The organism is Nonomuraea sp. NPDC049714 (assembly GCF_044465295.1).
Lineage (GTDB): Bacteria > Actinomycetota > Actinomycetes > Streptosporangiales > Streptosporangiaceae > Nonomuraea.
In genome coordinates this window covers 1049706-1068741 of the sequence record NZ_JBITLM010000002.1, presented here as the reverse complement: position 1 = coordinate 1068741, position 19036 = coordinate 1049706, and the positions used below count along the sequence as shown (strand labels likewise).

The window sequence follows — 19036 nt, the reverse complement described above, 5'->3', positions numbered from 1 at the left end:
TCACCTGACGGCCGCGCCGGTAGGTTGTGGGCCATGAATCTCGCGATCACCCATGGGCACGTGGTGCCCGTCGACGGCGACTCCATCGACGACGGCACCGTTCTGATCAGGGACGGGAAGATCGTCGCGGTGGGCCGCGAGGTCGAGGTGCCGGCGGGCTTCACGGTCGTGGACGCCCAAGGAGGCTGGGTGCTGCCCGGGTTCGTGGAGGCGCACGGCCATCTCGGTGTGCACGAGGAGGCCGAGGGCTGGGCCGGGCACGACACCAACGAGATGACCGACCCGAACGGCGCCCGGCTGCGCGCTCTGGACGCCATCAATCCGGCGGAGCTGGGCTTCGCCGACGCCCTGTCCGGCGGTGTCACCACGGCGGTGATCAAGCCGGGCTCCGCCAACCCGATCGGCGGGCAGACGGTCGCGATCAAGACCTGGGGCAGGACCGTCGACGAGATGCTGATCAGGGAGCCGGTGAGCGTCAAGAGCGCGCTCGGCGAGAACCCCAAGCGCGTGTACGGCGACCAGAAGAAGCTGCCGTCCACCCGGCAGGGCGTGGCGGCGGTGATCCGAGAGGCGTTCATGAAGGCCCAGGACTACCGCGCCAAGCGCGCCGCCGCCGAGGAGGAGGGCAAGCCGTTCGACCGGGACGCCACGTCGGAGGTGCTCGTCCGCGTCCTCGACGGCGAGCTGCCCTGGTGCCAGCACACGCACCGGGCCGACGACATCGCCACCGCGCTGCGGCTCGCCGACGAGTTCGGCTACCGCCTGGTGATCAACCATGGCACCGAGGGGCACCTGCTGGCCGACCTGCTGGCCGAGCGCGGTGTCCCGGTCATCATCGGCCCGCTGTTCACCAGCCGGTCGAAGGTGGAGCTGCGGCAGCGCTCGCTGCGCAACCCGGGCATCCTGGCCCGCGCCGGGGTCGAGCTGGCGATCACCACCGACCATCCCGTGGTGCCCATCCATTTCCTGGTCCACCAGGCCACGCTCGCGGTCAAGGAAGGGCTGGACGCGGCGGAGGCGCTGCGCTCGATCACCGTTCACCCGGCTCGCATCATGGGGATCGACGACCGGGTGGGCGCGCTGCGGCCGGGGCTCGACGGTGACGTGGTCATCTGGTCGGGTGATCCGCTCGACGTGATGAGCCGGGCGCTGAGGGTGTTCGTGTCGGGCCGGGCGGTGTATTCGTACCCGGAGGGGGTCGTCGATCCCTTCTACAACGAGTTTCGCAAGTGATCGGCAAGCGGGCGTCGATGCGGCTGCGTCACAGTGGGAGCCCGAGAACAAGGAAGGCTCCGCAATGACCGTTCCGGCCCGAACGTCGATGCTCGATCAACGCCCCAGCAAGGCATTGCTGATCGGCCTGGTGATCTCCAGTGTGCTGGCCCTGGTCGTGCTGGTGGCGCTGCTGCTGGACGGCGGGCCGGTCGGGTTCGGGGTGGCGGCGGCGCTGGCGGTGACGCCGCTGCCGGTGCTGCTGGCGGCGGTGCTCTCGCTGGACCGGCTGGAGCCGGAGCCGAAGCTCCACCTCCTGTTCGCGTTCGCCTGGGGCGCGGGGGTGGCGGTGGTCATCGCGATCGTGCTCACGATCGCCGGGCAGGCACTTTTCGCTCGGGCGGGCTACGGGCCTGAGCAGGTCAACGTGGTGGGCACGGTGTTCCTGGCGCCGGTGATCGAAGAGGCGCTCAAGGGCTCGGCGCTGCTGCTGCTCCTGCGCAGGAGGCGGGAGATCGACGGGCTGACCGACGGCATCGTGTACGCCTCGATGGCCGGGCTGGGCTTCGCCGTGGTGGAGAACGTCGGCTACTACCTGATCGCCTACGGGAAGGACGGCCTGGAGGCGGCCGTGCAGCTCTTCGTCGTCCGGGGGCTGATCGACCCGCTGGGCCACCCGGTCTACACCTCGCTGATCGGAGTGGGCGTCGCCTACGCGCTCACCCGCCGCAACGCCTTCCGCTTCGCCGCGATCCCGCTCGGCTACCTGGGCGCGGTCCTGCTGCACGGACTGTGGAACGGCGCGGCCACGATGGGGTCGCTGCCGGCGCTCGGCGGCGCGTACCTGGTGATCATGGTGGCGCTGATCCTGCTGATCGTGATCACCGTCAGGGAGCGCAAGCACTTCGTCGCCAAGATGGCCGTCTACCTGCCCGGATACGAGCAGACCGGACTGGTGACGCCGCCGGACATCCGCATGCTGTCCACTCTTCCGGCCCGGCGGGCGGCCCGTAAGTGGGCCAGGCGCGCCAGACTGGGCCGGGCCATGAGCGACTATCAGCAAGCGGCGACCGAGCTGACCATGCTGCACCTGCGCACCGAGCGCGAGGGCATGGACGCGGGCCGGTTCGAGGTCGAGCGTGACGCGCTGCTGGGGGCGATGGCCCAGGCCCGGCGGTGGTGACGACCCGGCGGTGGTGACGACCCGGCGGTGGCGGCGACTCGGCGGTGGCAACGGTCCGCTGTGGTGACGGCTCAGCGGTGCCGGGTGGCCGGCGCGGCGATGGCCGTGAGCGTGGTGAGCGCGACGCAGGCCGCCACGGCGACCGTCGTGCCCGCCTGCAGGCCGAACCGGATGCTGGAGCCCCTGCCCTGACATAATCGCGGCAGCCCCCGAAGGGAGTTCAGATGAGCTGGGTGGAGATCGAGTCCGAGGCCGAGCTGCGCGAGCTGCTGGGCGAGGTGATGCCCCGGGCGGTCACCAAGGAGCGGGTGCGCCTGCACGAGCGTGACCGGCAGTGGCTGGCGGCCTCACCGTTCTGCCTGATCGCGACCTCGGACGCCGACGGCGCCTGTGATGTGTCGCCCAAGGGCGACCCCGCCGGTTTCACGTACGTCATCGACGACACCACGATCGCCATCCCCGACCGGCCCGGCAATCGCAGGGCCGACGGCTTCCGCAACGTTCTGGCCAACCCGCGGGTCGGCCTGATCTTCCTCATCCCCGGCCGCGACGAGACTCTGCGCGTCAACGGGCGCGCCCGGCTGGTCAGGGAGGCGCCGTTCTTCGACGAGATGATCGTCAAGGGTCACCGGCCGCGCCTGGCGCTCGTCGTGGAGATCGAGCAGATCTTCTTCCACTGCGCCAAGGCGTTCATGCGCGGCGGGGTTTGGAAGCCCGGCACCTGGGCTCCCGACGCGTTGCCCTCGAACGCCACCCTGATCAAGGACGTTCAGGCGACCGAGGAGACCCTGTCCGAGCTGGAGGCGTACTACGCCGAGGCCGCCTACAGCAAGAAGCTCTACGGCTGAGGCCGGGCGCCCCTGAAGACGGGACGCCGACCGGCCTGGAACGTTCCTAGGCGGCGGGAGTGGGACCACCGGGAAAGCGGATGACGTTGCGGCCGCTGTAGGCGCGCAGGTCGACGACCTTCGGATCGGCGGTGGTCCTGCGCCGGTCCGCCGAGCGGATGTCGCGGACCTTGTGCCTGACGACGTGCGATGCGACTGCTACCAGCCTGTTCATGTGAGCCCCCCCGTGATAATCCTGTTACCTATGTTATCTACAGATACCCCTGTATGTTCGGTGTAAGGATCAGATCAGTAGGGAAGACGTCGGCCCGACGGAGATCGCAGGTCCAGGTCTGTTCCACGGTCCGGACGCCGCTTGCTCGTCGTCTTGACGGTTCTCACGCGTCTCATGGTCTGCCCCCTCTCAGCGCTCGCCCTGGGCCCACTCTGCGCCGCGCCGCTTGACAGCGGCTTGGCGACGGGTTGCCCTGGGCGCCAACCTAACCGGCGACACGCGGACGCTCAATGCATTTGTACGTCTTCGTACGGTGATGAGCACGGGGGATGAGCACGGGGGATGAGCAGGCTGCTGGGCCCGGTGACGGTGGGCGACACGGAGCTGTGCCGCCCACTCTCGGTCACATGGCGCCGGGAGGGGTCCTGGTCGTGACGGCGATCCGGTTCCAGGCGTTGATCATCGCGATCGCGACCACCATCGACGCGAGCTGCTGCTCGTCGTAGTGCTCGGCCGCCTCCTGCCACACCGCGTCGGGCACGGCCGCGCGGTCGGCCAGCCGGGTCGCCTCCTCGGTGAGCGCGAGCGCGGCCCGCTCCGCGGGGCTGTAGACGGTGGCCTCCCGCCAGGCGGCCACCGACCAGATCCGCTCGTCGGCCTCGCCGGACTTCTTCAGGTCACGGCTGTGCATGTCGACGCAGAAGGCGCAGCCGTTGATCTGGCTGGCGCGCAGCTTCATCAGCCCCAGCGTGCCGAGGGGCAGCCCGCAGGTGTGCAGGTACGCCTCCACGGCGATGAACGACTTGTAGGCCTCCGGAGCGAGCGCCGCCACATTGAGCCGCTGTGTCATGGGAACCTCCTTGATGTGGTGCTTACTCAAGGAGGACGGGGCAGGGCCGCTCGTTGTGACAGCTTCGGCGGAGAATCCTCTAACCCGCGCAGTTACCCCACGAGGCTCGGCCGCCCCACGCCTCCACCCGGCCGCGCGGGTCCTTGGTCCAGCCCGCGTACTTCACGCACTTCCAGGCTCCCGTGAGGTGGCCGGTCTCGGCGTAGTAGCGATACTCGCGCACGTCCACCGACTTGGCGCCGCCCCGGATGTTGAGCGCGGCGCCCGTGACCGTACGCGTCCCCCGGTAGGCCGTCTTGATCGCGGCGACGCAGTTCTTCCCGCTGCGCTTGTTGAACATGAGGTACACATGCCCGAACACCGCGCCGGCGCGGGTCTTCATCGAGCGGTGGCCGTCCGCGACCCGGTGGAAGCCGGGGCCGCAGATGCTCTCCGGAGACTGGGCCGCGGAGGAGGCGTAGGCGGGCGCGGGGGTGGCGGCGATCCCGGCGGCGACCAGAGTGGCCGCGATGACCGTTCTCGTGAGCACGAGCTTCCCTTCGCAGGGGGACTTACAGGACGTCGACCGACTTTACTGGGAACTGACCGAACAGTGGAGCGTTCGTGAAGATAAATGCCGCGCCGGAGCGGTCATGAAGATAAACGCCGCGCCGCTGATCGCCGTCTGCGCGGCCTGGGGCGTCTTCTGGGGCTCCTGGTCGGCGCTGCTGCCGGCGGTCAAGGAGCAGCTCGGGGTCTCCACCGCAGAGCTCGGGCTGGCGCTGATCGGCACGCCGGTGGGGGCGATCCCGGTGATGGCCCTGGTCGGGCGGCTGGCCTCCGGCAGGGAACGCTCCGCGCTGCTCACCTCCACGGTGGTCTTCGCGCTGAGCATCGTGGCCGTCGGCCAGGTCGCCTCGGCCCCGCAGCTGGCCGTGGCGCTGCTGGTCGTCGGCGCCACCAGCGGAGCGCTCGACGTCACGCTCAACATGGCCACCGGGCGGGCCGAGCGGGAGAGCGGGCGCAGGTTGTTCCAGCCGGTGCACGCCGCCTTCCCCGTCGCGGTCATCGCCGCCGCGCCCGCCACCGGCCTGGCCCGCGAGCAGGGCGTCGAGACGCAGGCGATACTGCTGGTGATCGGCGTGGTCGTCGTGGTCGCGGCGGCCTCGCTGACGCTCCTGCCCATGGGCCGGGGCCTGACCCCCGTGCCGGGCGACGGCGCCCGGCCGCGCCGCTGGACCGCCGCGCTGCTGCTCGGCGGGCTCCTGGCGGCTGTGCTCACGATCGAGAACGCCGTCGAGCAGTGGTCGGTGCTGCTGCTCGAGGACCACCAGGGCGCCTCGGTCCTGCTGGCCAGCGCCGCGCCCGCCGCCTACATGGCCGCGCTCACCGCCGGTCGCCTCATCGCCCAGGCGCTGCCCCGGCTGACGCCGCGCACCCTGTATCTGGTGGGGGGAGTGGGCGGCGGCGGCGGTATCGTCCTGGCGGGGCTGGCCGGCTCGCCGGGGCCCTCGCTGGCCTGGTTCGCCCTCGCCGGGCTCACGCTCGGCCCGTTGGTGCCCGCCCTGCTCAGTCGTGCCGCGGCCGGCGACCCCACCGGAGCGCTGGTGTCCAGCGTGTCGACCATCTCCTACGCCGCCTTCGTGGCCTCCCCGCTGCTCGTCGCGGCGCTGGCGGCGTGGCTCGGCCTGCCCGGCGCCCTCGCCTGCCTGGGCTTGTTCGCCCTCCCGCTGCTGGCGATGGCCGCGCTCTCGCGGCCTGAATATGGCCGTTCGTTGAGGAGATGAATCCCTGCCACCGGGTAGCCCATCGGCGAGTCCACGAAAGAGGGGATCACCATGGCCGTCTGCGAGACCTGCGGCAACGACTACGACATGGCCTTCGAGGTGCACGCTCAGGGGGCCGTCCACACCTTCGACTCCTTCCAGTGCGCCATCCAGGCCATGGCGCCGATCTGCGAGCACTGCGGCACCAAGGTCATCGGCCACGGGGTCCAGTCGGGCGAGCACTGGTACTGCTGCGCTCACTGCGCCCGCCAGGAGGGCACCCGTGGCATCGTCGACCGGATCATGGCGGGCGCGTCCGCCTGAGAACAGGTGGCAGATCTTGCCGCACAGAAGTCGGAACGCCTGGTGGAGGGCCTGTCGCGCCACCTTCCCCCTGGCGCAATCTCCCCGTTATTCCCTTTTTCCTACCTGATTAGTAGGTTGATCCCGGCAGCACAGGCGAGACGGCCGGGAGGCAGGGATGGTACGGGTGGTGGCGCGGCGGCACCGGGCCGATCGTGCCCGGCAGGTGGCCGATCTGCTGAGAAGGCAGGTCGTGCTCGGGCAGTTCCCGCACGGCCGGCTGCCGCTGGAGGCGGCGCTGGCCCGAGAGTTCCACACCTCGCGCAACACCGTGCGCGAGGCGCTCCACCTGCTGCGCGAGGAAGGGCTGGTCGAGCGGTCCCCGGGCGTGGGCACCACCGTGGCGGGCGAGAAGTATCCCCACGGCCTGCACCGGCTGCTCGGCCTGGCCGAGACCCTGCACGAGCACGGCGAGGTGACCAACCAGGTCAGGACGATGACCCTGATCGAGCCGCCCGCGACGGTCCGCCACCGGCTCGGCCTGCCCGCCGGGGAGCAGGTCATCTACCTCGAACGGCTCCGGCTGCTCAACGGCCTGCCGCTCTCCCTGGACCTGACCTACCTGGTCCGCGACGTCGGCGAGCCGCTGTTCGACGCCGATCTCGTGCACAACGACATCTTCGTGCTGCTCGAACGGATCGCGAGCCAGCCGCTCGGCACGGCCGAGCTGACCCTCGAAGCGGTCAACGCCGACCCGCACACCGCCGCCGCCCTCGACGCGCCGCGCGGCGCCGCGCTGCTCATGGTCGAGCGGCTCACCCACCTGGCCGACGGGCGGCCGGTCGACCTGGAGTTCATCCGCTTCAGAGGCGACCGGCTGACCATGCGCGGTCATCTGAACCGCGAACCGGAGGAGAAGCCATGGCACTGATCACCCAGCGGGTCGAGGTCCCCGTGACCATCGACGAGGGACTCTGCATCGACGGCTGCACGCTCTGCGTGGAGGCGTGCCCGCTCGATTCCCTGGCCATCAGCGACGAGACGGGCAAGGCGTACATGCACGTCGACGAGTGCTGGTACTGCGGCCCGTGCGCCGCCAGGTGCCCCGTCGACGCCGTCACCATCAACATCCCCTACCTGCTGCGATGAGGGAACGACCCATGCGCGTGACCCTGGCGGTCCTCACCCTGCTGGCCGCGACCGGCTGCACCGTCGCCGGTCCCGTGTCCGGCCAGGCGGGCGGGCAGGACAGGACGACGGTCGTCGTCGGCTACCAGTCCAAGACCATCAACACCGTGACCGCCGGAACGTTGTTGCGCTCGCTCGGCTACCTGGAGAAGCGGCTCGGCGACAAGTACGCCGTCGAGTGGCAGGACTTCGAGACCGGCGCCCCCATCACGGCCAAGATGGTCGCCGGGAAGATCGACATCGGCTCGATGGGCGACTACCCGCTGCTGATCAACGCCTCCCGCACCCAGCACATCCCGGCGGCCCGCACGGAGCTGGTCTCCATCACGGGCTACAACCTGCGCGGCGGCCTCAACATGGTCGTCGTCCCGCCCGGCTCCACGGCGAAGACCCTCACCGACCTGAAGGGCGCCAAGATCTCCGCCAGCGTCGGCTCCGCCGGGCACGGCACGCTCGTCCAGGCGCTGGAACGGGCGGGCCTCGATCCGGCCGCCGACACCGAGATCGTCAACCACCAGCCGGCGGTCGGCTCCTCACAGCTCGAATCCGGCGGCGTCCAGGGCTACGCGCAGTTCGTGGCCTGGCCGGGCCTGCTGGTGTTCCAGGACAAGGGCCGGCTGATCTACGACGGCTCCGCGCTGGACGTGCCCACCTTCCACGGCGTGGTGCTGCGCGAGGCGTACGCCGAGGCACACCCCGAGGTGGTGGACGCCTTCCTCAAGGCGCAGATGGACGCCACCCGCTACCTGCACGAGCACCCCCTGGAGGCCGCCGAGTCCGTGGCGCGGACGACCGGCCTGCCGGCCGAGGTCGTCTACCTCTACAACGGGCGGGGCGGCATCTCCACCTTCGACGTCACGCTCAAACCACAGCTCAAGGCCGCCCACGAGCACGACGTGCCGTTTCTCAAGCGGATCGGCACCGACTTCCCGGGAGTGGACGTCCCGGCCTTCGTCAACGACTCCTACCTGCGCAAGGCGTACGGCGCGGCCTACGACACCGACGTGGCCCGGCTGACGAACCCCGCCGCGATCACCGGCACCGACCCCGTCTGCGGCGGCCCGGTCGACGATCCGAGGACGGCCTCCGAGCTGTGGCCGGCCGGCGCCACCACGACCCGGCCCGCCGCCACGCCGACCTGCCTGCTGCGCCAGATCGCCAGGGCGGGCGACACCGTACGGGCCGCGTACGTCCCGGACACGGTCACCGGCACCAAGTGGTTCGCCGCCGACTCCGTCTGGCTCCGCGACCCCGGCGCCACGGCGAACGCCCGGTTCCTGCCCTTCACCACGCAGGACGGCGCCGACGCCTACCGCGAGGACCACCCGAAGGCCGAGCCGATCTCCTACGAGGCCGCGCTCAAGGCCGCCGAGCAGGGCGGGGACACCTGATGGGCGCCCGGCGACGGAGCGGGGTGGTCAAGGTGGCCTCGCTCCTGGCGGCGGCGGGGCTGTGGCAGCTGCTCACCGTCACCGACACACGCCTGTGGCTGACCTTCGACCGGCTGCCGACGCTGGACGAGATCGCCGGTGAGGCCGCGCGAAGGCTCGCCACCTCGGTCTACTACCTGGACCTGCTGCAGAGCCTGGTGCGCATCCTCACCGGGTTCGGCCTGGCCGCGGTCGTGGGCCTGGCCGTGGGCATCGCCGTCGCCCGCTCGGCCCCCACCCGCGACGTGGTGCTGCCGCTACTCGAAGCCCTGCGCCCGATCCCGGCCATCGCCCTGGTCCCGGTGGCGATCCTGCTCTTCCCCACCGACGAGCAGGGCATCGTGTTCATCACCTTCGTCGCCGCCTTCTTCCCGATCATGGTCAGCACCCGGCACGCCGTGCGCGCCCTGCCGACCCTGTGGGAGGACGCCGTCAGGACGCTCGGCGGCGGCCGTCGCCACGTGCTCTGGAACGTCGTGCTGCCCGGCATCCTGCCCGGCCTGTTCGGCGGGCTGTCCGTCGGCATGGGGGTGGCGTGGATCTGCGTGATCTCCGCGGAGATGATCTCCGGCGAGTTCGGCGTCGGATACCGCACCTGGCAGTCCTACACGCTCGTCGACTACCCGGCGGTGATCGTCGGGATGGCCACCATCGGCCTGCTCGGCTGGCTCACCTCGGCCGCCGTCGAACTCATCGGGCGCAAGGCCACCCGCTGGCTGCCCCGCGCGGAAGGGAGCACCGCATGACGACGCTCGCCCGGCAGGAGAGGACGGCCGGGGCGCAGGCCGGACTCGGGTTCACGCTGGAGTCGCTGACCCTGGGCTACGGGCCCGAGCTGATCCTGCGTGAGATCCAGCTGCAGGTGATCCCCGGCGAGGTGCTGGTCGTCGTCGGCTCCTCGGGGTCGGGCAAGTCCACGCTGCTCCGGTCGCTGGCGGGCCTGCTCAGGCCGTACAGCGGAAAGGTGCTGGCGGGCGGCGCGGAGGTCGCGGCCACGTCAGGTGACCGCGCGATGATCTTCCAGGACGACGGTCTGCTGCCGTGGCGGACCGTCAGGCGCAACGTCGAGCTGCCGCTGCGCATCCGCGGGATCCCCCGGCGCGAGCGCGCGGCGGCGGCGCACGCCTGGATCGGCCGGGTGGGGCTCGCCGGGTCGGAGAACAAGCTGCCGCGCGAGCTGTCCGGCGGCATGCGGCAGCGCGTCCAGCTCGCCCGCGCCCTCGTCGGCGCGCCCCGCGCCGTGCTGATGGACGAGCCGTTCGGCGCGCTCGACGCCCAGACCCGCGCCCAGATGCAGCGCCTCCTGCTCGACGTGCTGCGCGACACCCGGGCGACCGTGGTCTTCGTGACCCATGACGTGGACGAGGCCCTGCTGCTCGCCGACCGGGTGGTGGTGCTCGAACGGCAGGGCGTCCGCTCGGTGATCGAGGTGCCGGGACCGCGCGACCCCGCCGCCGACAGGGGCGAGCTGCGCGCCAGGATTCTGGAGGAGCTGTAGATGGAGATCCCCTCGATCGAGGACCGCCTGCACCTGGAGTGCGAGGTGCTCGTCGTCGGCGGCGGCACCGCCGGCACGATGGCCGCGATCACCGCCGCCGAGCAGGGCGCCCGCGTCCTGCTGCTGGAGAAGGCGCACGTACGGCACAGCGGCGCGCTGGCCATGGGCATGGACGGCGTCAACAACGCCGTCATCCCCGGCAAGGCCACGCCCGAGGACTACGTCGCCGAGATCACCCGGGCCAACGACGGGATCGTCAACCAGAAGACGATCTACCAGACGGCCACCCGGGGCCACGAGATGGTCAAGCGCCTCGAACGCTACGGCGTGAAGTTCGAGAAGGACGAGTACGGCGAGTACGCCGTGCGCAGGGTGCACCGCTCGGGCAGCTACGTCCTGCCGATGCCCGAGGGCAAGGACGTCAAGAAGGTCCTCTACCGGGTGCTGCGCCGCCGCGACATCCGGGAGAAGGTGCGCATCGAGAACCGGGTCATGCCGGTCAGAGTGCTCACCGTCGACGGCCGGGCGGCCGGGATCGCCGGGTTCGACACCCGCTCGGGCCGGTTCGTCACCGTTTCGGCCGGGGCGGTCATCCTGGCGACCGGCGCGTGCGGCCGCCTCGGCCTGCCCGCCAGCGGCTACCTGTACGGCACCTACGAGAACCCCACCAACGCCGGCGACGGATACGCCATGGCCTACCACGCGGGCGCGGAGCTCAGCGGCATCGAGTGCTTCCAGATCAACCCGCTGATCAAGGACTACAACGGCCCGGCCTGCGCGTACGTGGCCAACCCGTTCGGCGGCTACCAGGTCAACAGCAAGGGGGAGCGGTTCGTCGACTCCGACTACTGGTCGGGCCAGATGATGGCGGAGGTGGCCGCCGAGATCGACTCGGCCCGCGGCCCCATCTACCTCAAGCTCACGCACCTGCCCGAGGAGACGATCAGCGCGGTGGAGAACATCCTGCACTTCACCGAGCGGCCTACCCGCGGCACCTTCCACGCCGGGCGCGGCCACGACTACCGCACCCACGACGTGGAGATGCACATTTCCGAGATCGGCCTGTGCGGCGGCCACTCCGCCTCCGGGGTGTGGGTGGACGAGCACGGCGCGACCACGGTGCCCGGCCTGTACGCGGCGGGCGACCTCGCCTGCGTGCCGCACAACTACATGATCGGCGCGTTCGTGTTCGGCGACCTCGCCGGCGCGCACGCCGCCGCGCACAACCGGCACGACAGCACCGCCGCGGCGCTGCCGGAAGGCCAGATCGCCGACGCGCACGAGCTGATCTACCGCCCGCTGCGCCACCCCGATGGGCCGCCGCAGCAGCAGGTGGAGTACAAACTGCGGCGTTTCGTCAATGACTACATCGCCCCGCCCAAGACCGGCGCCAAGCTGGAGATCGCGCTGGAGTCCTTCGAGCGGATGCGCGACGAGATCGCCTCGATGGGCGCGCGCACCCCGCACGAGCTCATGCGCTGCGCCGAGGTCGACTTCATCCGCGACTGCGCCGAGATGGCCGCCCGCGCCTCGCTCACCCGCACCGAGAGCCGCTGGGGCCTCTACCACGAGCGCGCCGACCTGCCCGCCCGCGACGACGCCGCATGGCTGTACCACCTGAACCTGCGCAGGCGGTCCGATGGCGCGATGGAGTTCGTCAAGCGGCCGGTGGAGCCGTACCTCGTGCCCGTGCCGGAGTTCACGCCGGCCGGCGGCGAGCCGGTGCGGCTCGACGCCCAGGCCGCCACGGCGATCCGGCGCGTCACGGCCGCCCGCGCGGAGCGGACCGCGGTCGGGCGCTCGCCCCGGATCCTGGAGCTGAACCGGCTGGCCGAGGAGCAGCCCACGGTGGACCGGCTCGCCCCCTACCTGGCCGACGCCGACCCCAAGGTCCGCCGCGCGGCCATCGCCACGCTCACCGAGACCGTCCCCGAAGGCGCGGGCGCGGCCCTGGTCGCCGCGCTCGTCGACGACCACGGCACGGTACGCCGCGCCGCCGCAGCCGGCCTCCGGGAGCTGGTCGAGGTCCTGCCCGCGACCCCGGCGTTCGGCGCCGCCCTGGCCGAACGCCTGACCAGCGCCGACGCCCTGGTCAGAGCCACCGGCCTGGACGTCCTGCGCGCCCTGCGGCTCGGCGACGCGCACCTCTTCGGCGCGGGCATGGCCGACCCCGACCGCCGGGTGCGCATCGAGGCGATCCGGGGGCTGGTCTCGCTCGACGAGACCGACCGGGTGGCCGCGGCCGCCGCTGACCCGTCCCGCGAGGTCCGGGTCTGGGCCGCCAAGGGCCTCGGCCTCATCGGCAAGCCGTCCCCCGTGCTGGCCGGCCTCGCCGACGACGCCGACCCGCTGGTCAGAGCCGCCGCCCTGGAGGCGTCGGGAGCCGTCGGCGCACCGTTGGAGGAGCAGGCGCTGCGCGGGCTCACCGCTCCCGACTGGGAGGTGCGCGTCGGCGCGGCCCGCTGCCTGGCCGCCGCGGACCGGCGGACCGCGGTGGCACCGCTCGCCGCCGCGCTCGCCGACGCCAACCTCGACGTACGCAAGGCGGCCGTGCTCGCGCTCACCCGCTGGTCGACGGCGCCCCCTGCCGCCGCCGCACTCCGGGCCGCGCTGTCGGACCTGGACGCCGACGTCCGCGCCTACGCCCGCAAAGCGCTCGACGACCGGCCGGCGAACGCCGGGGCGCAGCCCTTCTCCTGATCGCCCGCACCCAGCACACTGGCGATGTGGCCGATTTCGAGGTGGTTGTCATTGGTACGGGTCCCGGCGGGCAGAAAGCGGCCATCGCCGCGGCGAAGCTCGGCAAACGAGTGGCGGTGGTCGAGAAACGCAACATGATCGGCGGGGTGTGCATCAACACCGGCACCATCCCGTCCAAGACGCTCCGCGAGGCGGTCCTCTACCTCACCGGACTCAACCAGCGGGAGCTGTACGGCGCGAGCTACCGGGTGAAGGACGAGATCACGGTCGCCGACCTCGGGATGCGCACCCAGCACGTGATCGGCCGGGAGATCCAGGTGATCCGGAGCCAGCTGGGCCGCAACCACGTCACCCTCCTGCAGGGAACCGCGCGGTTCCTGGACCCGCACACCATCGGGGTCGTCGACGACGAGGAGGAGAAGAAGATCACGGCCGACAAGATCGTGATCGCCACCGGCACCTCGCCGGCCCGCCCGGCCAGCGTGGAGTTCGACGACAAGACCGTCATCGACTCCGACGCGATCCTGCACCTGGAGAAGGTGCCCGAGACGCTCGTCGTGGTGGGCGCCGGGGTCATCGGCATCGAGTACGCCTCCATGTTCGCGGCGCTCGGCACCAAGGTCACCGTCGTGGAGCGGCGCGAGCGGATGCTGGACTTCTGCGACCTGGAGATCGTCGAAGCGCTGAAGTACCACCTGCGGGACCTCGCGGTGACCTTCCGGTTCGGCGAGACCGTGGCCGCCGTCGAGCGGCGGTCCCGGGGCGCGCTGACCGTCCTGGAGAGCGGCAAGCGCATCCCCGCCGACTGCGTCATGTACTCGGCCGGCCGCCAGGGCCGCACGGCCGAGCTGTGCCTGGAGGCCGCCGGGCTGGAGGCCGACGACCGGGGCCGGATCGCGGTGGACGAGAACTACGCCACCACGGTCCCGCACATCTACGCGGTGGGCGACGTCATCGGCTTCCCGGCGCTGGCCGCGACCTCGATGGAGCAGGGCAGGCTGGCCGCCCAGCACGCCTGCGGCGAACCGGTGGGGGAGATGCACCACCTGGCGCCGATCGGGATCTACACCATCCCGGAGATCAGCTTCGTGGGGAAGTCCGAGGACGAGCTCACCCGGGACAAGATCCCGTTCGAGGTCGGCATCTCGCGTTACCGCGAACTGGCCAGGGGACAGATCATCGGCGACTCGTACGGCATGCTCAAGCTGCTGGTCTCCACCGAGGACCGGCGGCTGCTCGGCGTGCACGTGTTCGGCACCGGGGCCACCGAGCTGGTGCACATCGGGCAGACGGTCATGGGCTGTGGCGCGACGGTCGACTACCTGGTCAACGCCGTGTTCAACTACCCGACCCTGGCGGAGTCGTACAAGGTGGCGGCGCTGGACGCGACGAACAAGATGCGGGTGATCGCCCGGCTGACCGCCGACCTGTGACAGCCGCCGCCGCGCCCGCGACCGGCTAGTCGCCGCCCGAGGTGGTGCGGCGGCCGCGGGCCGGCGGCTTCTTGCGGCCCGCCACCAGCGTGTCGCCCTGAACGGGCTCGTCGGAGGGGGTCGGGGCCGAGTCCGTACGGCGCGGCCTGGCGTGCGGAGCGGTGTCCTCCAGCGAGACGTCCGGGTCGGCCGCCTTGGCGGGCGGCTCCTTCTTGGCGGCGTCCTTGGTGGTGTCCTTGGTGGCGTCCTTCTTGGCGGCGGTCCCGGCGTCGGAGGTCTTCGTCACGGGGTCGGCGGCCGGTTTCGACGGCTCGCGCAAGGACGCGATCACCGCGTCGGCCTCATGGTCGGCCGCGAACTCGCTGGCCGCCTCCGACTCCCTGCGCCTGATCACCACCATGTGGTCCACGGAGATCCGCCCCGCGCCCACCACGGCCAGCAGCAGCGAGGCGGCGCCCAGCAGGATCAGCTCGTTGAGGGTGATGGGATTGAGCGGCGGCGCCACCCACAGGACCGCGACCGCCTCGGCGAACAGGATCAGCCCCGTCACCGACACCATCAGCCCCGCGATCAGCAGCGCGCCGCCGATCAGCTCGGTGAGCATGGTGATCGTCGCCCAGGCGCGGGGGGCGGGTGCGCCCTGCCCCTGGAACTGCACGCCGGTTTGCGTCAGGCCGATCTCGAGCTTGCGCCAGCCGTTGGCGAAGAAGATGCCGCCGACACCTAACCGGGCGACCATCGCGGCGAGATCACGCAGGGCCTGCTTCACGGTTGTTGTCTGCCCTGATCGGGACATCACACACCTCTATCACGACGGAGCAGCGTGGCCACGGCCAGGGCGGTCAGGCTGAGCAGGATGACGCTCACGACCACGGTCGTGTGCAGGGCGTTGACGAAGGCCCAGCGGGCCGCGTCGAGGAGGGCGCTGCCGGCGCTGCCGCCCACCTGGTCCGCCACGTGGGCGGCGCCGGCCAGCGACTGCCTGGCCTGGTCCATGCCGGGCTCCGGCACCCCCGGCACGGTGCGCAGGGCGGGGGCGTACACGATCGTGGTGATCGTGCCGAGGACGGCGACGCCGAGGCCGGCGCCCAGTTCGTAGGCCGTCTCCTCGATGGCGGCGGCGCCGCCGGCGTGGGACTCGGTGGCCGACGACATGATCGTGTCGGAGGCGGCGAGCAGGGAGACCTGGACGCCGAAGCCGATGCCCACGAAGCAGCACGCGAGCATGACGGGATGGCCCTCGACGCCCCAGGTCAGCGTGGGCATGAGGGAGAGCGCGACGAGGCCCAGGCCGCCGCTCATGGTGGCCCGCATGCCGATCCTGGGCAGGATGTGCGCCGCGGCCAGCCCTCCGGCGATGGCCGACAGCACCAGCGGGAGCATCCGGAGCGCGGCGCGGACCTCACTGTCGCCGAGCACGAGCTGCAGATACTGCGCCAGCATGAGCTGCAGGCCCACCAGCGCGAACACGCCGAACAGCACGCCGGCCACGCCGGTGGTGAACTCACGGCTCCGGAACAGGCCCACCTCCAGCAGCGGCGTGGTCAGCCGGGTCTGCCGCCTGACGAACCAGACCAGCAGCGCCACCCCGCTCAAGAAGACGGCCACGGCGGCGCCCAGTGGCATCAGGCTGCCCGAGCCCGCCTCCTTGAGCCCGAAGGCGAGCGCCAGGATGCCGAGCACGGACAGGACGGCGCTCAGCCCGTCCCAGGGCCGCTCGCTCCGCTCCCGCGAGTCCGGGAGCAGGCGCGCGGCGGCGGGCAGCAGCACGAGCAGGATCGGCACGTTGATCAGGAAGACCGCGCCCCACCACCAGCCGACGAGCAGGCCGCCGACCAGCGGCCCGAGCGCGGCCCCCGCGGCGGCGACCGCGCTCCAGACGCCCAGGGCGATGGCCCGTTCGCGACGGTCGGTGAACACCTGCCGGATCAGCGACAGCGTGGCCGGCATGATCATCGCGCCGCCCACGCCGAGCAGCGCCCTGGAGAGGATCAGGGCCAGCGGGGTGGTGGAGGCGGCGGCCGCCGCCGAGGCGACGCCGAACAGCACGAACCCCGCGAGGACCAGCCGTTTTCGCCCGTAGCGGTCGCCGAGCGTGCCGAACATGATCAGCAGCGGCGCCACGACCAGCGAGTAGACGTCGACGATCCACAGCAACTGGACCGCCGACGGCTCCAGGGCGGCGGTGAGGGCGGGGACCGCGATGTGCAGCACGGTGGCGTCGACGGTGATGAGCAGAAGACTCAAGCAGAGCAGAGCCAGGATGACCCAGCGGTTGTCCCGCTGCTCGGGATCGGGGCGCCGTGCGATGCGAGCGGCCTGTGTGACGGTCATGGACCTCCTTGCAGGCCGATCAGTTCACAGCAGGCCCACATGAACTTGCGTGGCAGCTTAGGCCATGTCACGCAATGGGTGTAGCGGTATCGAATGATCCACCGGCGGTCGATACCTCTCTAGAGAGATACAGCCATATGTCGGGATCTATTCAGCGTCCATCAGTCGACCGATCATGGCTGTCGTGGGGACCGACGGCACGGATGGCGAGAGAGACGCATCCGACCGGTCACCACGTGACTGGTGCGCCCAAGCCGTCACCATGTTATCCGCCGGTCGCGCGGACAGCGCCCTGGCCGCCGCCAGCGCCGCGACCCACCTCGATCCCGCCAGCGAGTGGGCCTATCGCCTGCTCAGCCTCGCGCAGGAGCGCATCGGGCGGCTGCCGGACGCCGTCGACTCCGCCGAACGGGCGGTGCTCCTCGCCCCCGGCTCGTGGGCGGCCCGCCTGCGCCTGGGCGCCGTGCTGCGCCACGTCCCCGGCCGCTGGGACGAGGCCGCCGAGCAGGCCGCGCTCGCCGCGAGGTTCGCCCCGGAAGAGCCGGACACGCACGTCCTGGTCGCCGACCTCGACCTGCTCCGCGCCGAGCACGCCGAGGCCGCCCGCGGATACCGCCAGGCACTGCGCCTGGACCCGCTGCACCCGCAGGCCCACGTCAACCTCGGCCTGACGCTGCTGCGCTGGGAGCGGTTCAGGACGCACCACGACCCGGCCTGGCCGATCGACCCCCGCGAGACCGGCTGGGCCAGGAGGGCACTGGAGGTGTGGTCCCGCCAGACCCGCCTGCTGGTCGCCGTCGCGACCGCCGCCATCGCGGTGGCCGCACTCGTCTTCGACCGGGGGCCGCAGGCGGAGCTGGGCGGCCTGGCCGTGCTCGCGCTGCTGGCCGCGCTCACGGTACGGCAGGCCCGCCGGGTCCGGGTGTGGGCCTGGGTGCCGGCCATGCTGGGGCGCGATCCGTGGTTCGGGGCGGCGGTCGCGGGCGGCGTCGTGGCGGTCGTCGCGTTCGCCGGGTGGCTGGCGCTGGCCTCGGCGCCGGCGGGGATCGCCGTGCTGCCCGGCCTGCCGGCCGGTGGGCTGCCCTGGGCGGGCCTGCTCTGGGCCGGGCTGGGCGGCCTCGCGGTGCTCGGCTGGCCGGCCCTGGCCGCCGTACGCGCACTCGCGGAAACCTGGCGCGGCCACCCCCTACGCGCCCTGACCCACTTCCACCAGGCCGCCGCCGAGCGCACGACGCCCGGGGACGAGGGAGAGCGTCCCGGGGGTCTCAGCCCGGGAGGGCGTGCAGACCTCGGGGACACGGCTGAGCGTCCTGTGGCGGTCCGAAGGCGTTTGGATGGTTCCTTGGACGTCGGTGCGGGGGAGCGTGCGGGTCGGCGGAACGCGGGGGTGACCCTGTGGGTTCTGCTCGGCCGTACCTGGTCGGTGCTGGTGCCGTTGGGGTGTGCGGCCCTGGCGGTGGAGCCGCGGGCCGCCGTCGTGACGCTGGCGGCGCCGTACCCGATGCTGCGCGCCTGGCGCGCCACCCGGCACGGGCGCGACCGCTGGCTGGCGGTCGCGGGCGGGCTGACCGTGCTGGCGGCGGTGGGGTGCGCGGCCGGGGGCGGGCTCGGGCTGGTCTGGGGGTGGCGGATGGGGTTCGGCGCGCTCGGCGCGGTGGCGGCCGTGTTCGCGCTGCGGACCGCGCGGTCCTGGTGGAAGGGGGTGCCCGGACCGTGGCGCGCCTCGCTGATCATGTGTGAGCTGCCCATGGGGGCCGAGCCGACCGTCGTGCTCACCTCGCAGGCGCGGCAGGCGTTCGGCTATGCCAGGACCGTCGTGCTGGCCTACGGCGACGCCCTGGGGCCCAGGGTGGTGGGCGCGGTGGCCACGGTCACCGCATCGGGCGAGCTCAAGGTGATCGCCGGGCCGCAGGCGTGGGAGGCGATCGAGGCGGACCCGAGCGTGTCGGTGTTCGCCGCAGACCCCCTGCAGCGCAGGCACTGGGTCGAGGTGCGGGGCGTCGCGCTGGCCGGCTCGGACGTCCTGCGCGTCACTCCCAAGAAGGTGCTCGTCGGGGAGTTCCCCGGGCGGCATCAGCGCCGCTAGCTAGAATCTTGT

At 71.8% G+C, this 19036-nt stretch carries 19 protein-coding genes; 14 read left to right on the top strand and 5 right to left on the bottom strand.

What is annotated here, in order from left to right; genetic code table 11:
- The first annotated feature begins 33 nt into the window (after positions 1-33).
- The 4 genes from ACIBQX_RS12225 to ACIBQX_RS12210 all read left to right on the top strand — a co-directional run bounded on the left by ACIBQX_RS12225 (position 34) and on the right by ACIBQX_RS12210 (position 3243).
- Positions 34-1233: an amidohydrolase gene (locus tag ACIBQX_RS12225; protein WP_397003456.1), complete on the top strand. Its 1200-nt coding sequence runs from the start codon at positions 34-36 to the stop codon at positions 1231-1233.
- Between the two features lie 64 nt (positions 1234-1297).
- On the top strand, positions 1298-2395 hold the full coding sequence (locus ACIBQX_RS12220) for a PrsW family intramembrane metalloprotease (protein ID WP_397003454.1): 1098 nt from the start codon (positions 1298-1300) through the stop codon (positions 2393-2395).
- A 63-nt stretch (positions 2396-2458) separates the two neighbouring features.
- A complete protein-coding gene (locus ACIBQX_RS12215; RefSeq protein WP_397003452.1) occupies positions 2459-2587 on the top strand; it encodes a hypothetical protein in 129 nt (42 codons plus the stop codon).
- Positions 2588-2619: 32 nt separating this feature from the next.
- The gene (locus tag ACIBQX_RS12210; RefSeq protein ID WP_397003450.1) at positions 2620-3243 is read left to right on the top strand and encodes a pyridoxamine 5'-phosphate oxidase family protein; all 624 of its coding nucleotides are present in this window, start codon (positions 2620-2622) and stop codon (positions 3241-3243) included.
- Positions 3244-3289: 46 nt separating this feature from the next.
- Here ACIBQX_RS12210 and ACIBQX_RS12205 read toward each other — a convergent pair whose 3' ends face one another.
- The 3 genes from ACIBQX_RS12205 to ACIBQX_RS12195 all read right to left on the bottom strand — a co-directional run bounded on the left by ACIBQX_RS12205 (position 3290) and on the right by ACIBQX_RS12195 (position 4836).
- Positions 3290-3457 (bottom strand): hypothetical protein, encoded by a 168-nt coding sequence (locus ACIBQX_RS12205; protein WP_397003448.1) that lies wholly within the window; start codon positions 3455-3457, stop codon positions 3290-3292.
- Positions 3458-3860: 403 nt separating this feature from the next.
- On the bottom strand, positions 3861-4307 hold the full coding sequence (locus tag ACIBQX_RS12200) for a carboxymuconolactone decarboxylase family protein (protein ID WP_397003446.1): 447 nt from the start codon (positions 4305-4307) through the stop codon (positions 3861-3863).
- A 79-nt stretch (positions 4308-4386) separates the two neighbouring features.
- Positions 4387-4836 (bottom strand): hypothetical protein, encoded by a 450-nt coding sequence (locus tag ACIBQX_RS12195; RefSeq protein WP_397003444.1) that lies wholly within the window; start codon positions 4834-4836, stop codon positions 4387-4389.
- A gap of 103 nt (positions 4837-4939) precedes the next feature.
- On the opposite strand from ACIBQX_RS12195, the gene ACIBQX_RS12190 reads away from it, so the two are divergent.
- The 9 genes from ACIBQX_RS12190 (at position 4940) to sthA (ending at position 14604) form a co-directional block, all read left to right on the top strand.
- A complete protein-coding gene (locus ACIBQX_RS12190) occupies positions 4940-6073 on the top strand; it encodes an MFS transporter (protein ID WP_397003442.1) in 1134 nt (377 codons plus the stop codon).
- A gap of 51 nt (positions 6074-6124) precedes the next feature.
- A complete protein-coding gene (locus ACIBQX_RS12185; RefSeq protein WP_397003440.1) occupies positions 6125-6376 on the top strand; it encodes a hypothetical protein in 252 nt (83 codons plus the stop codon).
- A 157-nt stretch (positions 6377-6533) separates the two neighbouring features.
- Positions 6534-7286 (top strand): GntR family transcriptional regulator, encoded by a 753-nt coding sequence (locus ACIBQX_RS12180; RefSeq protein WP_397003438.1) that lies wholly within the window; start codon positions 6534-6536, stop codon positions 7284-7286.
- Positions 7277-7504 (top strand): ferredoxin family protein, encoded by a 228-nt coding sequence (locus ACIBQX_RS12175; protein ID WP_397003436.1) that lies wholly within the window; start codon positions 7277-7279, stop codon positions 7502-7504. The genes ACIBQX_RS12180 and ACIBQX_RS12175 overlap by 10 nt, the downstream gene beginning before the upstream one ends.
- Positions 7505-7515: 11 nt before the next feature.
- Positions 7516-8934 (top strand): ABC transporter substrate-binding protein, encoded by a 1419-nt coding sequence (locus ACIBQX_RS12170; RefSeq protein WP_397003434.1) that lies wholly within the window; start codon positions 7516-7518, stop codon positions 8932-8934.
- Entirely contained in the window at positions 8934-9719 is a 786-nt protein-coding gene (locus ACIBQX_RS12165; protein WP_397003432.1) for an ABC transporter permease, read from the top strand. The genes ACIBQX_RS12170 and ACIBQX_RS12165 overlap by 1 nt, the downstream gene beginning before the upstream one ends.
- On the top strand, positions 9716-10471 hold the full coding sequence (locus tag ACIBQX_RS12160) for an ABC transporter ATP-binding protein (RefSeq protein WP_397003430.1): 756 nt from the start codon (positions 9716-9718) through the stop codon (positions 10469-10471). The genes ACIBQX_RS12165 and ACIBQX_RS12160 overlap by 4 nt, the downstream gene beginning before the upstream one ends.
- Positions 10472-13171 (top strand): fumarate reductase/succinate dehydrogenase flavoprotein subunit, encoded by a 2700-nt coding sequence (locus ACIBQX_RS12155; protein ID WP_397003428.1) that lies wholly within the window; start codon positions 10472-10474, stop codon positions 13169-13171.
- Between the two features lie 26 nt (positions 13172-13197).
- The gene (gene sthA / locus ACIBQX_RS12150) at positions 13198-14604 is read left to right on the top strand and encodes a Si-specific NAD(P)(+) transhydrogenase (RefSeq protein ID WP_397003426.1); all 1407 of its coding nucleotides are present in this window, start codon (positions 13198-13200) and stop codon (positions 14602-14604) included.
- Between the two features lie 25 nt (positions 14605-14629).
- Here the strand turns inward: sthA and ACIBQX_RS12145 are convergent, their stop codons facing one another.
- Positions 14630-15373 (bottom strand): DoxX family membrane protein, encoded by a 744-nt coding sequence (locus ACIBQX_RS12145; RefSeq protein WP_397003424.1) that lies wholly within the window; start codon positions 15371-15373, stop codon positions 14630-14632.
- A 26-nt stretch (positions 15374-15399) separates the two neighbouring features.
- Positions 15400-16938, bottom strand: coding sequence for an MFS transporter (locus ACIBQX_RS12140; protein ID WP_397003422.1), 1539 nt, complete (start codon positions 16936-16938; stop codon positions 15400-15402).
- 262 nt (positions 16939-17200) lie between these two features.
- On the opposite strand from ACIBQX_RS12140, the gene ACIBQX_RS12135 reads away from it, so the two are divergent.
- Positions 17201-19024: a tetratricopeptide repeat protein gene (locus ACIBQX_RS12135; protein WP_397003420.1), complete on the top strand. Its 1824-nt coding sequence runs from the start codon at positions 17201-17203 to the stop codon at positions 19022-19024.
- Positions 19025-19036 lie beyond the last annotated feature (12 nt).